13 protein-coding genes are annotated in these 14,387 nt (G+C 63.5%); 8 read left to right on the top strand and 5 right to left on the bottom strand.

The window, feature by feature from the left end:
• Positions 1-183: 183 nt before the first annotated feature.
• From JW929_07625 to JW929_07645, 5 genes are all read left to right on the top strand, one after another.
• The gene (locus JW929_07625; protein ID MBN1439260.1) at positions 184-822 is read left to right on the top strand and encodes a cation transporter; all 639 of its coding nucleotides are present in this window, start codon (positions 184-186) and stop codon (positions 820-822) included.
• Positions 819-1,499, top strand: coding sequence for an HAD family phosphatase (locus JW929_07630; protein MBN1439261.1), 681 nt, complete (start codon positions 819-821; stop codon positions 1,497-1,499). Before JW929_07625 ends, JW929_07630 begins: the two co-directional genes overlap by 4 nt.
• 197 nt (positions 1,500-1,696) lie before the next feature.
• Positions 1,697-2,995 (top strand): DEAD/DEAH box helicase, encoded by a 1,299-nt coding sequence (locus JW929_07635; protein ID MBN1439262.1) that lies wholly within the window; start codon positions 1,697-1,699, stop codon positions 2,993-2,995.
• Between the two features lie 103 nt (positions 2,996-3,098).
• Positions 3,099-3,485 carry a hypothetical protein gene (locus JW929_07640; protein ID MBN1439263.1) on the top strand — a complete coding sequence of 129 codons (387 nt, stop codon included), beginning with the start codon at positions 3,099-3,101 and terminating at the stop codon, positions 3,483-3,485.
• A gap of 218 nt (positions 3,486-3,703) precedes the next feature.
• Positions 3,704-6,700, top strand: coding sequence for a protein kinase (locus JW929_07645; GenBank protein MBN1439264.1), 2,997 nt, complete (start codon positions 3,704-3,706; stop codon positions 6,698-6,700).
• A gap of 116 nt (positions 6,701-6,816) precedes the next feature.
• Here JW929_07645 and JW929_07650 read toward each other — a convergent pair whose 3' ends face one another.
• The 5 genes from JW929_07650 to JW929_07670 form a co-directional block, all read right to left on the bottom strand.
• Positions 6,817-7,353 (bottom strand): hypothetical protein, encoded by a 537-nt coding sequence (locus JW929_07650; protein MBN1439265.1) that lies wholly within the window; start codon positions 7,351-7,353, stop codon positions 6,817-6,819.
• Between the two features lie 330 nt (positions 7,354-7,683).
• Positions 7,684-8,052, bottom strand: a complete 369-nt coding sequence (gene acpS / locus JW929_07655) for a holo-ACP synthase (GenBank protein MBN1439266.1) — start codon at positions 8,050-8,052, stop codon at positions 7,684-7,686.
• Positions 8,053-8,059: 7 nt separating this feature from the next.
• Entirely contained in the window at positions 8,060-9,439 is a 1,380-nt protein-coding gene (locus tag JW929_07660; protein MBN1439267.1) for an insulinase family protein, read from the bottom strand.
• A 16-nt stretch (positions 9,440-9,455) separates the two neighbouring features.
• A complete protein-coding gene (locus JW929_07665) occupies positions 9,456-10,766 on the bottom strand; it encodes an insulinase family protein (GenBank protein ID MBN1439268.1) in 1,311 nt (436 codons plus the stop codon).
• A complete protein-coding gene (locus JW929_07670; GenBank protein MBN1439269.1) occupies positions 10,763-12,112 on the bottom strand; it encodes a UDP-glucose/GDP-mannose dehydrogenase family protein in 1,350 nt (449 codons plus the stop codon). Before JW929_07670 ends, JW929_07665 begins: the two co-directional genes overlap by 4 nt.
• A 202-nt stretch (positions 12,113-12,314) precedes the next feature.
• Here JW929_07670 and JW929_07675 point away from each other — a divergent pair, with 202 nt between their 5' ends.
• The 3 genes from JW929_07675 to JW929_07685 all read left to right on the top strand — a co-directional run bounded on the left by JW929_07675 (position 12,315) and on the right by JW929_07685 (position 14,291).
• A complete protein-coding gene (locus tag JW929_07675; protein MBN1439270.1) occupies positions 12,315-12,743 on the top strand; it encodes an Rrf2 family transcriptional regulator in 429 nt (142 codons plus the stop codon).
• A 311-nt stretch (positions 12,744-13,054) separates the two neighbouring features.
• Positions 13,055-13,279 carry a hypothetical protein gene (locus tag JW929_07680; GenBank protein ID MBN1439271.1) on the top strand — a complete coding sequence of 75 codons (225 nt, stop codon included), beginning with the start codon at positions 13,055-13,057 and terminating at the stop codon, positions 13,277-13,279.
• A 214-nt stretch (positions 13,280-13,493) separates the two neighbouring features.
• Positions 13,494-14,291, top strand: a complete 798-nt coding sequence (locus JW929_07685) for a LysM peptidoglycan-binding domain-containing protein (protein MBN1439272.1) — start codon at positions 13,494-13,496, stop codon at positions 14,289-14,291.
• Positions 14,292-14,387 lie beyond the last annotated feature (96 nt).

Below are 14,387 nucleotides of genomic sequence, written 5' to 3' on the forward strand. Positions count from 1 at the left end.
TAACTCCGGAATGGGTGGCCGGATAACTCCGGAATCACCGGCCGGATAACTCCGAAACGGGCGGCCGGATTAGGCCGGAAAATGCATGAAAATGTGCGGTTTTTCTATGCGAGCATCAATTCAGAGATGAATTTCCAGTTCCGGTTTTTCTGGGCCGCGCCTTTTAATAGTAAAATTTGTCACATGTCGAGCTCCAAATCCGATGCGACGCATCGGATGGCTTTGCTTCTCAGCCTGTTCACCATCGCCGCCAACATCATCGAGGGCGTCGTTTCGATGGCGCTGGGCGTACAGGATGAAACCCTGGCGCTGTTCGGCTTCGGCGTCGACAGCTTCATCGAAGTGATCTCGGCCGCGGGCATCGCCCAGCTGATTCTTCGAATTTGGAGAAATCCCGGCGCCCCGCGGTCGCGGTTCGAAGTCACCGCACTGCGGATCACCGGAACGTCGTTCTACCTCCTCGCCGCCGGCTTGGTTCTCGGCGCCGTGGTCAACACCGTCGCCGGCCGATCTCCGGAGAGCGCCCGCTGGGGCCTGGCGATCTCCGCGGTCTCGATCTCCGTGATGACCGGCTTGTTCGCCGCCAAACGCGCCGTCGGCAAGCGGCTGGAGTCAGCGCCGATCCTGGCCGACGCCAATTGCACCTTGGTTTGCATCTATATGTCGGTTGTGCTGCTGGCTTCGAGCGCGCTCTTCGAACTCACCGGCTTTGGGCTTCTCGACAGCCTCGGCGCGCTCGGCTTGGCGTTTTTCTCCTTCCGCGAAGGCCGCGAATCCTTCGAGAAGGCGCGTGGGAAAGAATGCGGTTGCGCCGAGTCATGAGCGCCGCTTTCCCGATCCGCGCCGCGGTTTTGGATATGGACGGTTTGATCCTCGACACCGAGCCGATGTCGCAGGCCGGCTGGGTCCGCACCTTCCGCGAGCGCGGGATCCCGTTCGACGATCGCCAATTCCACGCGCTCGTCGGGTTAAGCGCCGCCAATGCGCGCCGCAAAATGCTCGGTTGGTACGGCCCGGAATTCCCCTTCGAGGAAATTTATTCGCGGAAATTGGAATGCGTGGACGAGATCATCGCCGCCCAAGGCATCCCGCTCAAGCCGGGCTTGGCGGAGTTCCTCTCCGCCGTCGACGCCCTCGGACTGCGCAAGGCGGTGGCCACCTCGACCGCGCGCGAGCGGGCGATCTACAAATTGGGAATCGCCGGGATGTCGGAAGCCTTCCCGGTCGTCGCCGGCGGGGATGAGGTGGCGCACGGCAAGCCCGCGCCGGACTTGTTCCTGCTGGCGGCCAAGCGGCTGGGGATCCCGCCGGGGGAGTGCCTGGCTTTCGAAGATTCCGATCCGGGCGCGCTGGCGGCGCGCGCCGCCGGGATGCGGGTGGTGATCATCCCCGACCAGAAGCGGCCTTCCCCGGAAGCGTCCGCCGCCGCCTGGCGGGTCTTGCCCGATCTCCGCCAGGCCGCCGCAAACCTTCCAGTATGGGTAAGAGGGGAACTGTAACCCCCCTGTTGTCCCCCCCATTTTCCAAAGGAAAATGGGGGGAACGAGCTTTTTAGGGGGTGATTGACTTTTCCCAGCCGACCCGGTATGATTCCCGCAATATCAATCCACCATTTCAGCAGTCGTTGCTTCTGTCATTGAACGAGCCCCGCTCACAACCCTGACACCCGCGTGACTTCTGAAGAAAAGGAAATAGAGTGAACTTTCAAGAATTCAATCTGGATTCGCGCCTGACGGCGGGAATCCGCCGCGCCGGCTACACCGAGCCGACACCGATCCAAATCCACGCCATTCCGCAGGCGCTCGCCGGGCAGGACCTGATCGGCACAGCCCAGACCGGAACCGGAAAGACGGCCGCCTTCGTCCTGCCCATCCTGCAACGGCTGCTGCCCGGCCCGCGCCGACGCGCGCGGGCGCTGATTGTCACGCCCACCCGCGAATTAGCCGAGCAGATTCACGGGGTCATCCGCGCGCTGGGCGCGCAGACCGGCCTGCGCAGTGCGACGATCTACGGCGGCGTCGGCGCCGCGCCGCAGATCCAGGCGTTCCAATCCGGCGTCGAAATCCTGGTTGCCTGTCCGGGGCGCCTGCTCGACCACATCCAACAGCGGCGCGTCCAACTTGGCGCGGTCGAAGTCCTCGTGCTGGATGAGGCCGACCGGATGCTCGACATGGGCTTCCTGCCGGATGTGAAGCGGATCCTTGCGCACCTGCCCGCCCGGCGGCAGACGATGCTCTTCTCCGCCACATTCCCTCACGAGATCGAACAGTTGGCGGCGCAGTGCCTGACCCGTCCCCAGCGGATCGCGGTCGGGATGCGCGCGCCGGTCCACACCGTCGCGCATGCGCTGTATCCGGTGCCACAGCATTTGAAATCCGCGCTGGTACTGGAGTTGCTGCGCTTGACCGACACCGAATCCGTGCTGATTTTCACCCGCACCAAGCACCGCGCCGAAAAGCTGGCGCGGCAGCTCTCCAAGGCCGGCCACCGGGTCACCAGCCTGCACAGCAACCGCTCGCAGGGACAGCGCCAAGCCGCGCTGGGCGGCTTTAAAGACGGCCGCTACCGGATCATGGTCGCCACCGACATCGCCGCCCGCGGGCTGGACGTGGAAAACATCTCGCATGTAATCAACTTCGACATGCCCGACACCGCCGACGCCTACATTCACCGCATCGGCCGCACCGGCCGCGCCGAGCGGACGGGCGACGCCTTCACGCTCGTCACCCCGGAGGACGGCGAGTTGATCCGTACGCTCGAGAAGATTATGAAGCAGCCGCTCCCGCGGCGAACGCTCGAGGGATTCGACTACAAAGCGGCTCCGCCGCCCAGGCCTTCCAATCCGGTTCGAACCCCGCGCGGCGCCGGGCGGAACACCCGCGCATCCGCCGCGCGCAAGCCGTGCACCGGCACGGCCGCCCGCAAGCCGAAGGCCCCATCCGCCAAACCGGCGCACCGCGGGTGGCGACAGCGGTTCGGAATCGCCGATGTCTGATGAAAACCGCGGCGGTCTTGAAGACCGCCGCGGTTTCGTTTCTCCTCGGCCGTCCCTCCGAGGATGCTATACTTCAACCTGATATCTCCTCCGGGAGGAATCCATGACACCGACTGCCCGCTCCCTTGTGCTCGGCCTGATCGGCTTTGCGGCCGCTTCCTGTTCCCTCATCCATTCCGCAACGGCTCCCGCGCCAAGGACCCTTCCGCCCCCGAACGATTTTTTCCAGGGCGTCCCGATCATCCCCGGCGCCGTCTCGGGCCGGGCCGTGGGCACCGCCTATTTGTATCAAATCGACGCGTCCCTTTTGGAAGTCCAGGAGTTCTATCTTCGGGAAATGCCGCTCGCGGGGTGGGCCCTCGAAGATCAGACCGGAGACGCCGCCCAGGGTGATACTTCAATCCGGTTGCGATTTACCAAGGGGGAGGAACTGGCCGCGATCTTTATTTCCGAAGGCGAAGGCAAAAGGACGGAGGTGTCTATTCTTTAAGCGGGCTGCCTGCCCCGGGCTGGAAAAGCTCGAATGCGGCCTCGGGCGGAAACCAACATCGTACGATAGATCGGCGTCCTGATCCTGCCGTCGCCGTTTCCAAACGCCGGGCGACGGCGGAACATCCGAGGAGGCTGCCCGCTTCTTTCCATCCGGCAATCCTCCGGCCACCCGCAACCCGGCGTGGATCATCGAAGATGCGCCTTTCAGGAGACCCCATGCCAGATCTCATCGGTCAAGCCCTCGGCCGCTATCACATCCTGGAACGGCTCGGCGAAGGCGGGATGGCCACGGTCTACAAGGCCTTCGATACCCGCCTCGAACGCTTCGTCGCGGTCAAGATCATCCGCCGCTCCGCCTTCCCCCCCGAGCAGCTCGAGCCGATCCTCAAGCGTTTCGAACGCGAAGCCAAGGCCCTCGCCAAGCTCTCCCATCCCAACATCGTCAGCGTGATCGACTACGGCGAACACGAAGGCGCACCCTACCTGGTGATGGTCTTCCTCCCCAGCGGCACCCTGGCCCACAGCTTGGGCCGGCCGATCCCTTGGCAGGAGGCGGCCCGCCTGATCCTTCCGATCGCCCGCGCGCTGGAATTCGCCCACGGCCAGGGCATCGTCCACCGCGACGTCAAGCCCGCCAACATCCTCATCACCCTTTCCGGCGAGCCGATGCTCTCCGACTTCGGGATCGCGAAGATCCTCGAAAGCGAAGGAACCACGCAATTGACCGGGACCGGCTTCAGCGTCGGCACGCCTTCGTACATGGCCCCCGAACAATGGAGCGGGAAGGTCGGCCCGCAAACGGATCTGTATTCGCTGGGCGTCGTCCTTTATGAGATGATCACCGGCCGCAAGCCGTACACGGCGGATACCCCCAGCGCCATCCTGCTCAAGCAGGCGACCGAACCCCTGCCGCGTCCGAAGGCATACGTCCCGGATTTGCCCGAGGCGGTTGAGAAAGTGTTGCTGAAGGCGTTGGCCCGCAAGCCGGAGGACCGCTATCCGGATATGGCCGCCTTCATCGACGGATTGGAGCGCACGCTGGTCGGGCAGCCCAAGGGGAAGAAATTCCTAGCTTTCAAGCCGGCCACCGCGCCGAAGGTTCAGCCGCCGGCGAAAACCAGAGCCACCTTCGTGGATGGGGAACAACCCTCCAGCCTCGCCCCCCGGCACGGCCTGCATCCGGCAACCCCGTCTTTCCCCGCTCCGGGAAAGAGGGTGTCCGTTGGCCGATGGATCGCGATCGGCGCGGGATTGGTAGCGCTGGTGTCGGTCGCCGCCATCGGCCTGGGCGGAATATTCAAGCCCTACCCCCCGACCCCCACCGCCACTTTCACGCCGACTCGCTCGCCGACCAAAACCCACACTCCCACGCCGACGCCGTTTCCGGGACTGCCGATCTATCCGGCGAACGCGTTCCCGGAATCCCTGATCCCCATCACCGCTGACAACGTTTCCGAAATCATTAACCTTTCCCGCATAGGCGGAGGCGTTCCGGTTCAAGCTGATTGGTCCCCGGATGGGAGCACTTTGGCGGTTGCATCAACCACCGGGATTTATTTGTACGATGCATCATCAAAAAAAGAAATCCGCCTTATCCTTGCTCCCGACGCCGTCCGATCTGTGAAATTCTCTCCGGATGGCGCTCTTCTGGCCGGCGGACTAGGGGATTACAGCGTACGTTTATGGAGAGTATCCGACGGCTCCCTGCTGCGTACGATGGAAGGCCATACGAGTGGGATTATCAGCGTGGCTTTTTCTCCCGACGGAACAATTCTGGCAAGCGGAGGCCATGAAACCGTCATCCGATTGTGGCGGGTTTCGGATGGCCTTCCGCTCATGACGCTAAAAGGCCATTCCAGCAGCATCATGAGTGTCGCGTTTTCGCCGGATGGGGAGACGTTGGCGAGCGGGTCGCTCGACAAGACCGTACGCCTCTGGAAAACGGCCGACGGAACGCTTCTGCGCACACTCGTCGGGCATTCCGATTACGTTATTACGACGGTATTCTCGCCGGACGGGTCGCTCCTGGCGAGCGGATCCTACGATAAAACCATACGGTTATGGAAGGTTGCAGAGGGATCCCTGTCGCGGAAGCTGGAAGGACACACCGATCGCGTCTATGGCATGGCCTTTTCGCCGGATGGATCTCAGCTTGCAAGTGGATCGTCGGATCTATCTTTGCGCATATGGCGAGTGAACGACGGCGGACTGGAGAAAACCCTGGAAGGACAACCGGGGACGCCCGTCAGCGTGGAATTTTCGCCGGATGGAGAAACACTGGCCTGTGTAAACGGAAGGGTGGTATTTCTTTGGCAGACATCGGATTGGACAGAAGTTTGCGAGTTAGACAATCACGCGGATGCCGTTCTTTCGACCGACTTCTCGCCGGACGAAACGCGCCTGGCCTATGGCGCCACCCCCAGAATGTCCGCCGCCATTGTGCAAATTCGCGACGGAGCAATTCTGCAATCCTTGGAAGGACACACGACTTCCATTTACAGCGTTGCCTTCTCGCCGGACGGGGATATCCTCGCGAGCGGATCGCCGGACGGGACCGCGCGCCTCTGGCGCGCATCCGACGGCGCGCCGCTTTCGGTTCTGCAGGGACATACCGGCGGGGTCATCAGCGTAGCTTTTTCGCCGGACGGAAAAATGCTTGCCACCGGGGCGTGCGATAACACCGTGAAATTATGGCAGGTATCCGACGGAGTTTTGTGTCGCACTCTCGAAGGGCATTCCGACAGAATTCAATCGGTTTCCTTCTCTCCGGATGGAACGATGCTGGCCAGCGGTTCCAGAGACCAAACCATCCGTCTTTGGCGGATCCCGAGCGGCGCCTTGATCCGTTCGTTGAAAGGACATGCGGGATGGGTCGACAGCGTGGCCTTTTCTCCGGACGGAACGCTTCTGGCCAGCGGTTCACAGGATAAAACCGTACGCATCTGGCAGGTATCGAACGGCGCGCTTCTCCGGACACTGCAAGGACACACGCTCGATGTAAGCACGATCGCCTTCTCGCCGGATGGCACCCTAATCGCCAGCGGATCGTATGATGCGACTATCCGATTATGGCGCGCATCCGACGGCGAATTGGTCCGCACCTTAAAAGGCCATACGTACAGCCTCTATACCGTAGCATTTTCCGAAAAAGGATCCATGCTGGCATCCGGTTCGGCCGACGGCACGATCCGCATTTGGGGAATTCCAGGGTAAATTGCATAAGACCGAGGCGGTCTTTTGCGACCGCCCCGGTCAATTGAGAAATTCCTTTTTTTCTATATCCAAATTCGATGCCGATTAAAATTTTCCGCCTCGCGCCATAAAAATAATTACGCCCCGAACGCCGCCCCCCACACGACGGCATCCAAGATCACCGTCTGCACGCAGAAAAACGCCGCGCCGACGACCGCCAGCGCGTGCGCCAACGCCGGCCGGCGCGGTTCGGCACCGAGCAGCGCCGCGAGCAGGCCCAGCGAGAACAACGCAACAAGGATCAGCACACCGCGTACGATCCACACCGCGATCGCGTTTTGGTTCCCGACCGCCCAAAACGTCGCCGGTAACCAAAGCGCAGAGGGCGCCAAAATTCCAAGGTACAACCAAGGATAGATCCAGGCGCCGAGGCGACCGAACACGGAATGATTCGCCGGATTGATCCGGAACAGGAGGAAGTAAGTGAAGGCGAAATAACCAAGCGCCGCCAGAAGCATCCCGGCGGTGTAATACGGCCGCACCGCCTCCGGCACCCCGCCCCAGAGGATGTCCGCGGCGCCGGCTCGTCCGGCCAGCCCCCAGATGTAACTGCCAATCACCGCCGATCCGCCGATTAGGTTGATTGCGAGCAGAAGCCATCGGTAATTTTTCATCCGTTCCTCCCGACATCCGAGAGATCATTCCAGCCCATCATCCCTGCCCAGCCCCGGCCTCTTGTTTCTGCCAGGATGACAAAGGGAAAACTATTGTTTCACTGTCCCATTGCCTCCCCCACCGCCTGCGCGCCCGCCCGGTCTGCTTGGTCGGTCATTCCCGCGTGTTCCAAGCGGGAATCCAGGAATCGATCGGGCGGGATACCGCCCAATATACCCTCGCCTGGCATCCATCTCGTCGCAAAGGTCAAACCCGGGCTGGGATGTCCTGCGGAGGCAGGCGCCGGGAGGACGGAGCGGATCGTCCTTCAAGGTTGAGTCGGTCCGGCCTCACCCTCCCATCGCCACCACCACCGCCAGCGCGTGCCCGCCGGAATGGGAAAGGCTGAGGGTCCACTCGGTCAGGCCAAGCCGGTCGGCCCGCTCGCGAGCGCGGCCGTGCAGGTGCAGGCCCGGCTCGCCCGAGGGGCCGCTCAACACCTCGATGTCGGTCCAGGGAATTTCGGTCATCAGGCCGGTGCCGAGCGCCTTGGAGGCGGCTTCCTTGGCCGCGAAGCGCGCGGCGAGCGAGGAAATCCGCTCGCCGTATACCGCACGCTCCTCCGCGGTAAAGATCTTTTCCAGAAAACGCTCCCCCCAGCGCCGGACGGCCTCTTCGATCCGCTCGATTTCGATCAGATCGGCTCCCACGCGCAGCATCGCCCGCTCACCCTCCTTCGGGCGGACCGGCGACGGCCAGCACCATCCGCTCGGGGTGTAGGTAATGCCGCGCCGCCTCGAGGATCTGGTCGGCGGTGATGGCCCGGATCAGGCCCGGGAAGCGCTGGTAGTAATCCAACCCCAGGTTGAACATTTCGATGTTCATCAGCGAGCCGGCCATGCCCTCGTTGGATTCCATCTGCAGCGGTATGCGGCCGATGATGCTGGCCTGGCTGTCGGCCAGTTCGCCGCGCGCCACCTTCGATCCGGTAAAGCGTGAAATTTCGCGGCGGATCAACTCCACCGCCCTCGGCACGTTGTCCGGATTCACGCCGGCCAGCACCATCCACGGGCCGGGGCCCACCCCTCCGCTGAGGGTGCTCATCGAATAATACGCCAAACCCTCCGCCTCCCGGACCGCGTCGCCGATCCGGCCGTACATGCCGAACACGCCTAGGATATTGTTGCCCAGCATCGCCGGCAGATAGTCCGGCGCGGCGCGGGCCGGGCCGGGGATTCCCAACACCAGATCGGCCTGGGTCTTTCCGGAAAGCGGGATGCGCCGCTCCACTCCCTTCGCCGCTCGCGGCGCGGGCGGAAGCGCGGGGCGCCCGGTCTGGAGCGGATTTTTCCAATCGCCGAAATATTTTTCGATCAGATGGATCGCCTTGCCGCTGTGCGCCGCGCCGGCGACGGCGAAGATCATTTTCCGCGGCCCGTACCAGCGGGCGTGGAAATCCTGCAGATCCCGGCGCGTGATTCCCCGAATCGTTTTGGGGCTGCCTTCCTTGTCATGGGCGTACGGATGTCCGGCGTAAGCGAGCTCGGCGAACGCCATATAGGCCCGCTCGCCGGTATCCTGCTCCCGGACGGACAGGCGGGTGAGGTATTCGCCGCGCAGGCGTTCAAACTGGTCGTTCGGAAAACTCGGGCGGCGCAAGGCGTCGGCTGCCAATTCCAGCGCCAGGGGAAGGTCCTCCGCCAGGCAGCGGCAGTAGAAGGAGGTGGTGTGCATCCCCGACCCGAACGAGAGGGTCGCTCCGGCGGATTCGAGGAGGTTGTAGATTTGGTGGAAGGAACGCTTTCCGGCGCCGCGCATCAGACACATGGAGGTCAGCGCGGCGAGTCCGGCTTTCTCTTCGCGCTCATCCAATCCGCCGGCCCACAAGGCGCCCAGCACCACCACCGATGGGCTGAGAAAATTCTCCCGGGCCAGAACGACCGCCCCGTTCGGCAATTCCCGGCGCACGATCGATTTCGGGCCCGGCAGCGCCTGGAGATCCGGCGTCGCGGCCGAACGCCGCGGAACCGCAGGCCGGGCGGACCGGCGCAAGTTCTTGCGCCCCCGGACGGCGGCGCATGGTTTTCGGCGAACCTTGGATGGCATAACGCGTCTCCGCATCTCAACCGCCCGGGTGCGGACCGGATCCGCCGTCCGCGCCCGACGGGAGATAGAACCCCACCGTCCGGTTGCGCTTGGCCAGCACCTTGTGCGCCACGCGCCGCACGTCGTCGGCCGTCACCGCGGCGAGCGAAGAGAGGTAGTTGTCGAACCAATCGATCGAGGAGAACATCTCGGCGTATCCCATCCAGAACGCCTGGTTGGTCACCGTCTCGCTGCCGTAGGCGAAGATGGCCCGCGCCTGCTTCATCGCCCGCTCCATCTCCTCGCGCCGCAGCGATTCCTCCGCCGCGCGCTTGAGCTCCGCGTCGAGCGCCGCTAGCACTTGGTCCGGAGTTTTTCCGTTGCGGACCGTGGCGGTGATCGAATACAGGTACGGATCGATCGTCGCGGCGAGGCTTCCGCTCACCCCTGCCGCCAATTCGGTTTCCACCAGCGCCCGGTAGAGGCGCGAGGTCTTGTTCGAAATCCCGCCGGTGAACATGTTGAAGTTGCTCGGTCCGGCCAGCACGCTGTCGAGCACGACCATCGGGAAAAAATCCGGATCGGTCGCGGCCGGCGCGTGGTAGGCCGCTTCCACGTAGGCGGTCTCTCCGGGCCCTTCCACCGTCACCCGGCGCTCCCCCCGCTGCGCGGGTTCGGGGCGAGTCCCGCGGTTCGGCGCCGGGCCGGCGGAAATTCCGCCGAACAGCCGGCGGATGCGGTCGAGCATCGCCCGGGATTGGAAATCCCCCGCCACGGCCAACAAGGCATTGTTGGGGACGTAAAAATCGCGGTAGTGTCCGTAAAGGTCGTCGCGGGTCATCGACGACAGGTCCGCCACGTCCCCCACGACCTCATGGTGGTAAGAATGCACCCGGAAGGCGGCGGCCTGCACCTCTTCCGAAAGCCGGAAGGTCGGTTCGTTTTCATGTCCCTGGCGCTCGGAGATGATGACCGTGCGCTCGGAGGCGACTTCCTTGGGAGCGAAGATGCTGCCCGTCATGCGGTCCGCTTCCAGGCGCAAGCCGAGATCGATGCGGTCGGCGGGCAGGGTTTCGTAGTACGCAGTCCAATCCAGCCAAGTCATCGCGTTCCACACCCCGCCTTCGCGCGAGACCGCTCGGTCCAGGCTGCCGGCCGGGAATGCGGCCGATCCCTTGAACTGCATGTGCTCCACCCAATGCGAGATCCCGGTCTGGCCGGCGCGTTCGTTGCGCGAGCCCACCCGGTACCAGGCCCACAGGCTGATCAACGGCGCGGCATGGATCTCCTTCAACAGCACCAGGAGCCCGTTGCGCAGCTTGGCGCGGCGGACCCGACCGGCGCTCATCGCTCCGCTTCCTTTGCGCCCTGCGGCTGCGGCGGGGTCCGGGCGCCGTTGTAGCCGCGTCCGATCCCGCGGTAGCGGAAACCGAGTGCCTTCATCTCCTCTGGCTCGTAAATGTTCCGGCCGTCGATCAGGTTGGGGGCGCGCATCAGGCCGCGGATTTTGGGCAGGTCGAGCTGCTTGAATTCGTTCCAATCGGTGACCACCACCAGCGCGTCCGCGCCTTCGGCCAGGGCGTAGGGATCCGCGCACATGCGCACCCCAGGCATCACCCGCGCGGCGCCGTCCATCGCCACCGGATCGTAGGCGCGGACGGCGGCGCCGCGGTCGCGCAGCATTGCGGCGATCTTCTGGGCCGGGGCTTCGCGCATATCGTCGGTATTGGATTTAAACGCCAGCCCCAGCAGGCCGATTTCCTTCTGGCGCAGGTCGCCCGCCAGCGATTCGACGCGCTCGAGCACCATCCGCAGGCGGTCCTCGTTGATGTCCATCACCGCCTGCAAGAGCTGCGGGTTGCGCCCCTGCACCGAGGCCATGTGGGCCAGCGCCTTGACGTCCTTGGGAAAGCAGGATCCGCCGTAGCCGATGCCGGCTTCCAGGAACATCCGGCCGATTCGCGGATCGTAGCCCATCCCGCTGGCCACCTCCTTCACGTCGGCGCCCAGGGCCTCGCAGATGTTGGCGATCTCGTTGATGAAGGAGATTTTCGTCGCCAGGAAGGCGTTCGATGCGTATTTGATCATCTCCGCCGTGCGCAGGTCGGTGATTACGATCGGCGCCCGCAGTGGGAGGTGCAGCTGCGCCACCTTGTCGGCCGCCTCGCGGTCCATCGACCCCAGCACCGTCCGCGCCGGATTGAGGAAATCCGCCAGCGCACACCCTTCCCGCAGGAACTCCGGGCACGAGACGACCGAAAAGGCCAGCGCTTGGTCGAGGTGCGAGCGGATGATCTCCGCCACCCAGTCTCCGGTGCCGACCGGAACCGTGGATTTGTTCACCACGATCAGCGGCCGGCCCATAGCCTTGGCGATGGAGATGGCCGCTTCGCGCACGTATTGCAGATCCGCCTCGCCATCCACCCCTTCCGGAGTGCCGACCGCGATAAAGGCGAATTTCGCTTGCTTTAATGCCTCGTCGTAAGACGTGGTGAACGACAGCCGGCCGGCTTGCATGTTCCGGCGGACGACCTCCTCCAAGCCCGGTTCGTATATCGGCAGAATCCCCTTCCGCAGGTTGCGAACCTTTTCCTCATTAATGTCCAGGGCGGTCACCCGGTTGCCGAGATCGGCGAAACCGGCCGCGGTCACCAAGCCGACGTATCCCACCCCGACCACACAAATATCCTTCATCCAGCCTCCAATTAAGACCCAAATGCCGCGGGAGGCGGCATCCTGGATTGTAGCCGATTTCCCGGTATAAGAAAAAGCCCCGGCCCAGGAATTCCTGGGCCCGTTCCCTGAAACACCGGATGATTTCCGGACGGATGCCCCTTGCCCCAATCGAAATCCTGGAATATGATATTTCCCATCCGGATAACCCAAGAAGGCTGCCATGGAAATCACACGCCAGGCCGATTACGCCATCCGCGCCATTTTGTATTTGGCGGAGAACGAAAAAAGGGGTCGCGCGCCGACCAACCTCATCGCCGAGGCCAAGCACATCCCCCCGTCGTTCCTCGCCAAGATCATCTCCCAGCTTTCCGTCGCCGGGCTGGTAAACACCTCGCGCGGCGCGCGCGGCGGGGTGACCCTGGCGCGGCCGTCCGGCGAAATCACGCTCCTGGATGTAATCGAAGCCATCGACGGGCCTTTGTCCATCAACACTTGCGCCCTGGATCTTTCCGTTTGTGAATTCGGGAAGGAATGCCTCGTGGGGCCGGTGTTCTGCCGACTGCAGGAGGAATTGGTCACCCGGCTGAAGGAAGTCACGTTTAACCAGCTGGTGAAAGGGCCGACGGACAACCCCGCCCCCTCCGCCTAGCGGCCCCCTTCCGGGCCCCGCACCGCCCCTCCCCTCGGAGTCTTGGAACAAAGCCCCGTCTCCGAGGATCTTCCCCGCGGGCCTTCCCATCCCGGCCTAATATACCGCCGCCGTGCGCCGGCTTAGCTTTCGTCCCATCCAACCATTATTATTGTCGGCCGGATCCGCTTTCCATGGCAGTATCCCCGCCCGGCACGGCCGCTTCGAGGGAGCGCCCGCGCTCTTCCGGGCCGTACGGATCTCGTAACCCGCCGGACGCCTCCTCGTAAGGATGGGTAGTCAAAGGATATTCATGGAAAAGAGGCTCACGTATGCCGCATCCCCAGCGCAGCACCCATTGGATCCTCAGGCCGTTCGTCAGCCTATGGAGGCTTCTCGCCGGGCTGATCGCGCTGACCGGCCGACTCGCGGCGGTGGTATTCGGAGCCGCCCTTATGCTTGCCGGCGGCATTGTCTCCTTGACCGCCGTCGGCGCGGTGATCGGCATCCCGCTGGCGGTGTTGGGACTCCTGATTATCCTGCGGGGATTGTTTTAATCACGGAATTATATGAATCGGTCGGCGTTGTTGCCCGCCGGCGGTTTGCCGTTTTGCCCGTTTCATGTTTCGTCATTTCCTGCATATGAGCCTCCTCGCGTCAGCTTTCTCCGGATTTTTCCCTGAAAAAAGCCCCGCCTCCCGGACTGGAGCGCTCTTTCCGAAGGGGCTATAATCTTTACGCCCGGTCCGTCCACTTCTCTAAGGGAGCATTATGCGATCTTACCTGTCTTCGATCTTCGTCGCGGCGTTCCTGCTGACGGTCAGCGTCGTTCCCGCGCTCGCCAGCCCTTGTGCGGGGGCCGCCCTGCAACCCACGGCCTACCGGACCGCTACGCCTTTGGAAGACGGGCGGATCCTCTACGTTGTTCAGGAAGGCGACACCTTGTGGAAGATTTCCGCGATCACCGGAGTCCCGATCGACGAACTGGAGCGCCTGAACAACATCCGCCGCGAGGATTCTCTGCAGGTCGGGACGACCTTGGTTCTCGGCATCGTCACGCCGACCTACGCCGAGCCGACGCTCGCCTTCCAGCCTTCCGCCACCCCTTCGCCGCTGCCCGTGACCGGAAAGGGAGACATTTGCGTTTCCTTCTTCAACGACGCCGACGGCGACGGCTTCCAGCAGGAGGAAGGGGAAGGCCTCGTGGCCGGCGGCCAGGTCAGCGTAGCGCTGATCGACGGCACCGAGGTTGGGAACCACACCATCGACGACGCGACTGAAGAGTATTGCTTCGTCGACATTCCCGCCGGGGAGTACAACGTCGCGGCGGCCGCCCCGAAAAACTACAACCCGACGGCGGCGATGAACCAATTCCTGACATTGGAGCCGGGCGCAAAGGCCTTCATCAGCTTCGCCGTTCAGGGGGATAATCCCCAAAGCGGGACCGGAGATGGACAAGGCGGGGGGGGCGGGTCCTGGTGGGTGGGCCTGATCGGTTTGGCGCTTCTCGGCGGCGCGGGATTTATGATCTACACCATAATGCGGCCGAGGAGAAGCCTGCGTTGGTAGCGCCCGGCCCGGAGGAGACGACGCAGGCCGCGAAAGCGCAGTGTCTGGCTTGAATCCCCGACAACGCCTGCCGATCACCCGGCAGAAAAACCCACG

Source organism: Anaerolineales bacterium (genome assembly GCA_016928575.1).
Taxonomy (GTDB): domain Bacteria; phylum Chloroflexota; class Anaerolineae; order Anaerolineales; family RBG-16-64-43; genus JAFGKK01.

Bases quoted from the DNA above. Each gene is read 5' to 3' on its own strand.
- JW929_07625 (MBN1439260.1), top strand. From the start codon at position 184: ATGTCGAGCTCCAAATCCGATGCGACGCATCGGATGGCTTTGCTTCTC.
- JW929_07630 (MBN1439261.1), top strand. From the start codon at position 819: ATGAGCGCCGCTTTCCCGATCCGCGCCGCGGTTTTGGATATGGACGGT.
- JW929_07640 (MBN1439263.1), top strand. From the start codon at position 3,099: ATGACACCGACTGCCCGCTCCCTTGTGCTCGGCCTGATCGGCTTTGCG.
- JW929_07645 (MBN1439264.1), top strand. From the start codon at position 3,704: ATGCCAGATCTCATCGGTCAAGCCCTCGGCCGCTATCACATCCTGGAA.
- JW929_07650 (MBN1439265.1), bottom strand. From the start codon at position 7,353: ATGAAAAATTACCGATGGCTTCTGCTCGCAATCAACCTAATCGGCGGA.
- acpS (MBN1439266.1), bottom strand. From the start codon at position 8,052: ATGCTGCGCGTGGGAGCCGATCTGATCGAAATCGAGCGGATCGAAGAG.
- JW929_07660 (MBN1439267.1), bottom strand. From the start codon at position 9,439: ATGCCATCCAAGGTTCGCCGAAAACCATGCGCCGCCGTCCGGGGGCGC.
- JW929_07665 (MBN1439268.1), bottom strand. From the start codon at position 10,766: ATGAGCGCCGGTCGGGTCCGCCGCGCCAAGCTGCGCAACGGGCTCCTG.
- JW929_07670 (MBN1439269.1), bottom strand. From the start codon at position 12,112: ATGAAGGATATTTGTGTGGTCGGGGTGGGATACGTCGGCTTGGTGACC.
- JW929_07675 (MBN1439270.1), top strand. From the start codon at position 12,315: ATGGAAATCACACGCCAGGCCGATTACGCCATCCGCGCCATTTTGTAT.
- JW929_07680 (MBN1439271.1), top strand. From the start codon at position 13,055: ATGCCGCATCCCCAGCGCAGCACCCATTGGATCCTCAGGCCGTTCGTC.
- JW929_07685 (MBN1439272.1), top strand. From the start codon at position 13,494: ATGCGATCTTACCTGTCTTCGATCTTCGTCGCGGCGTTCCTGCTGACG.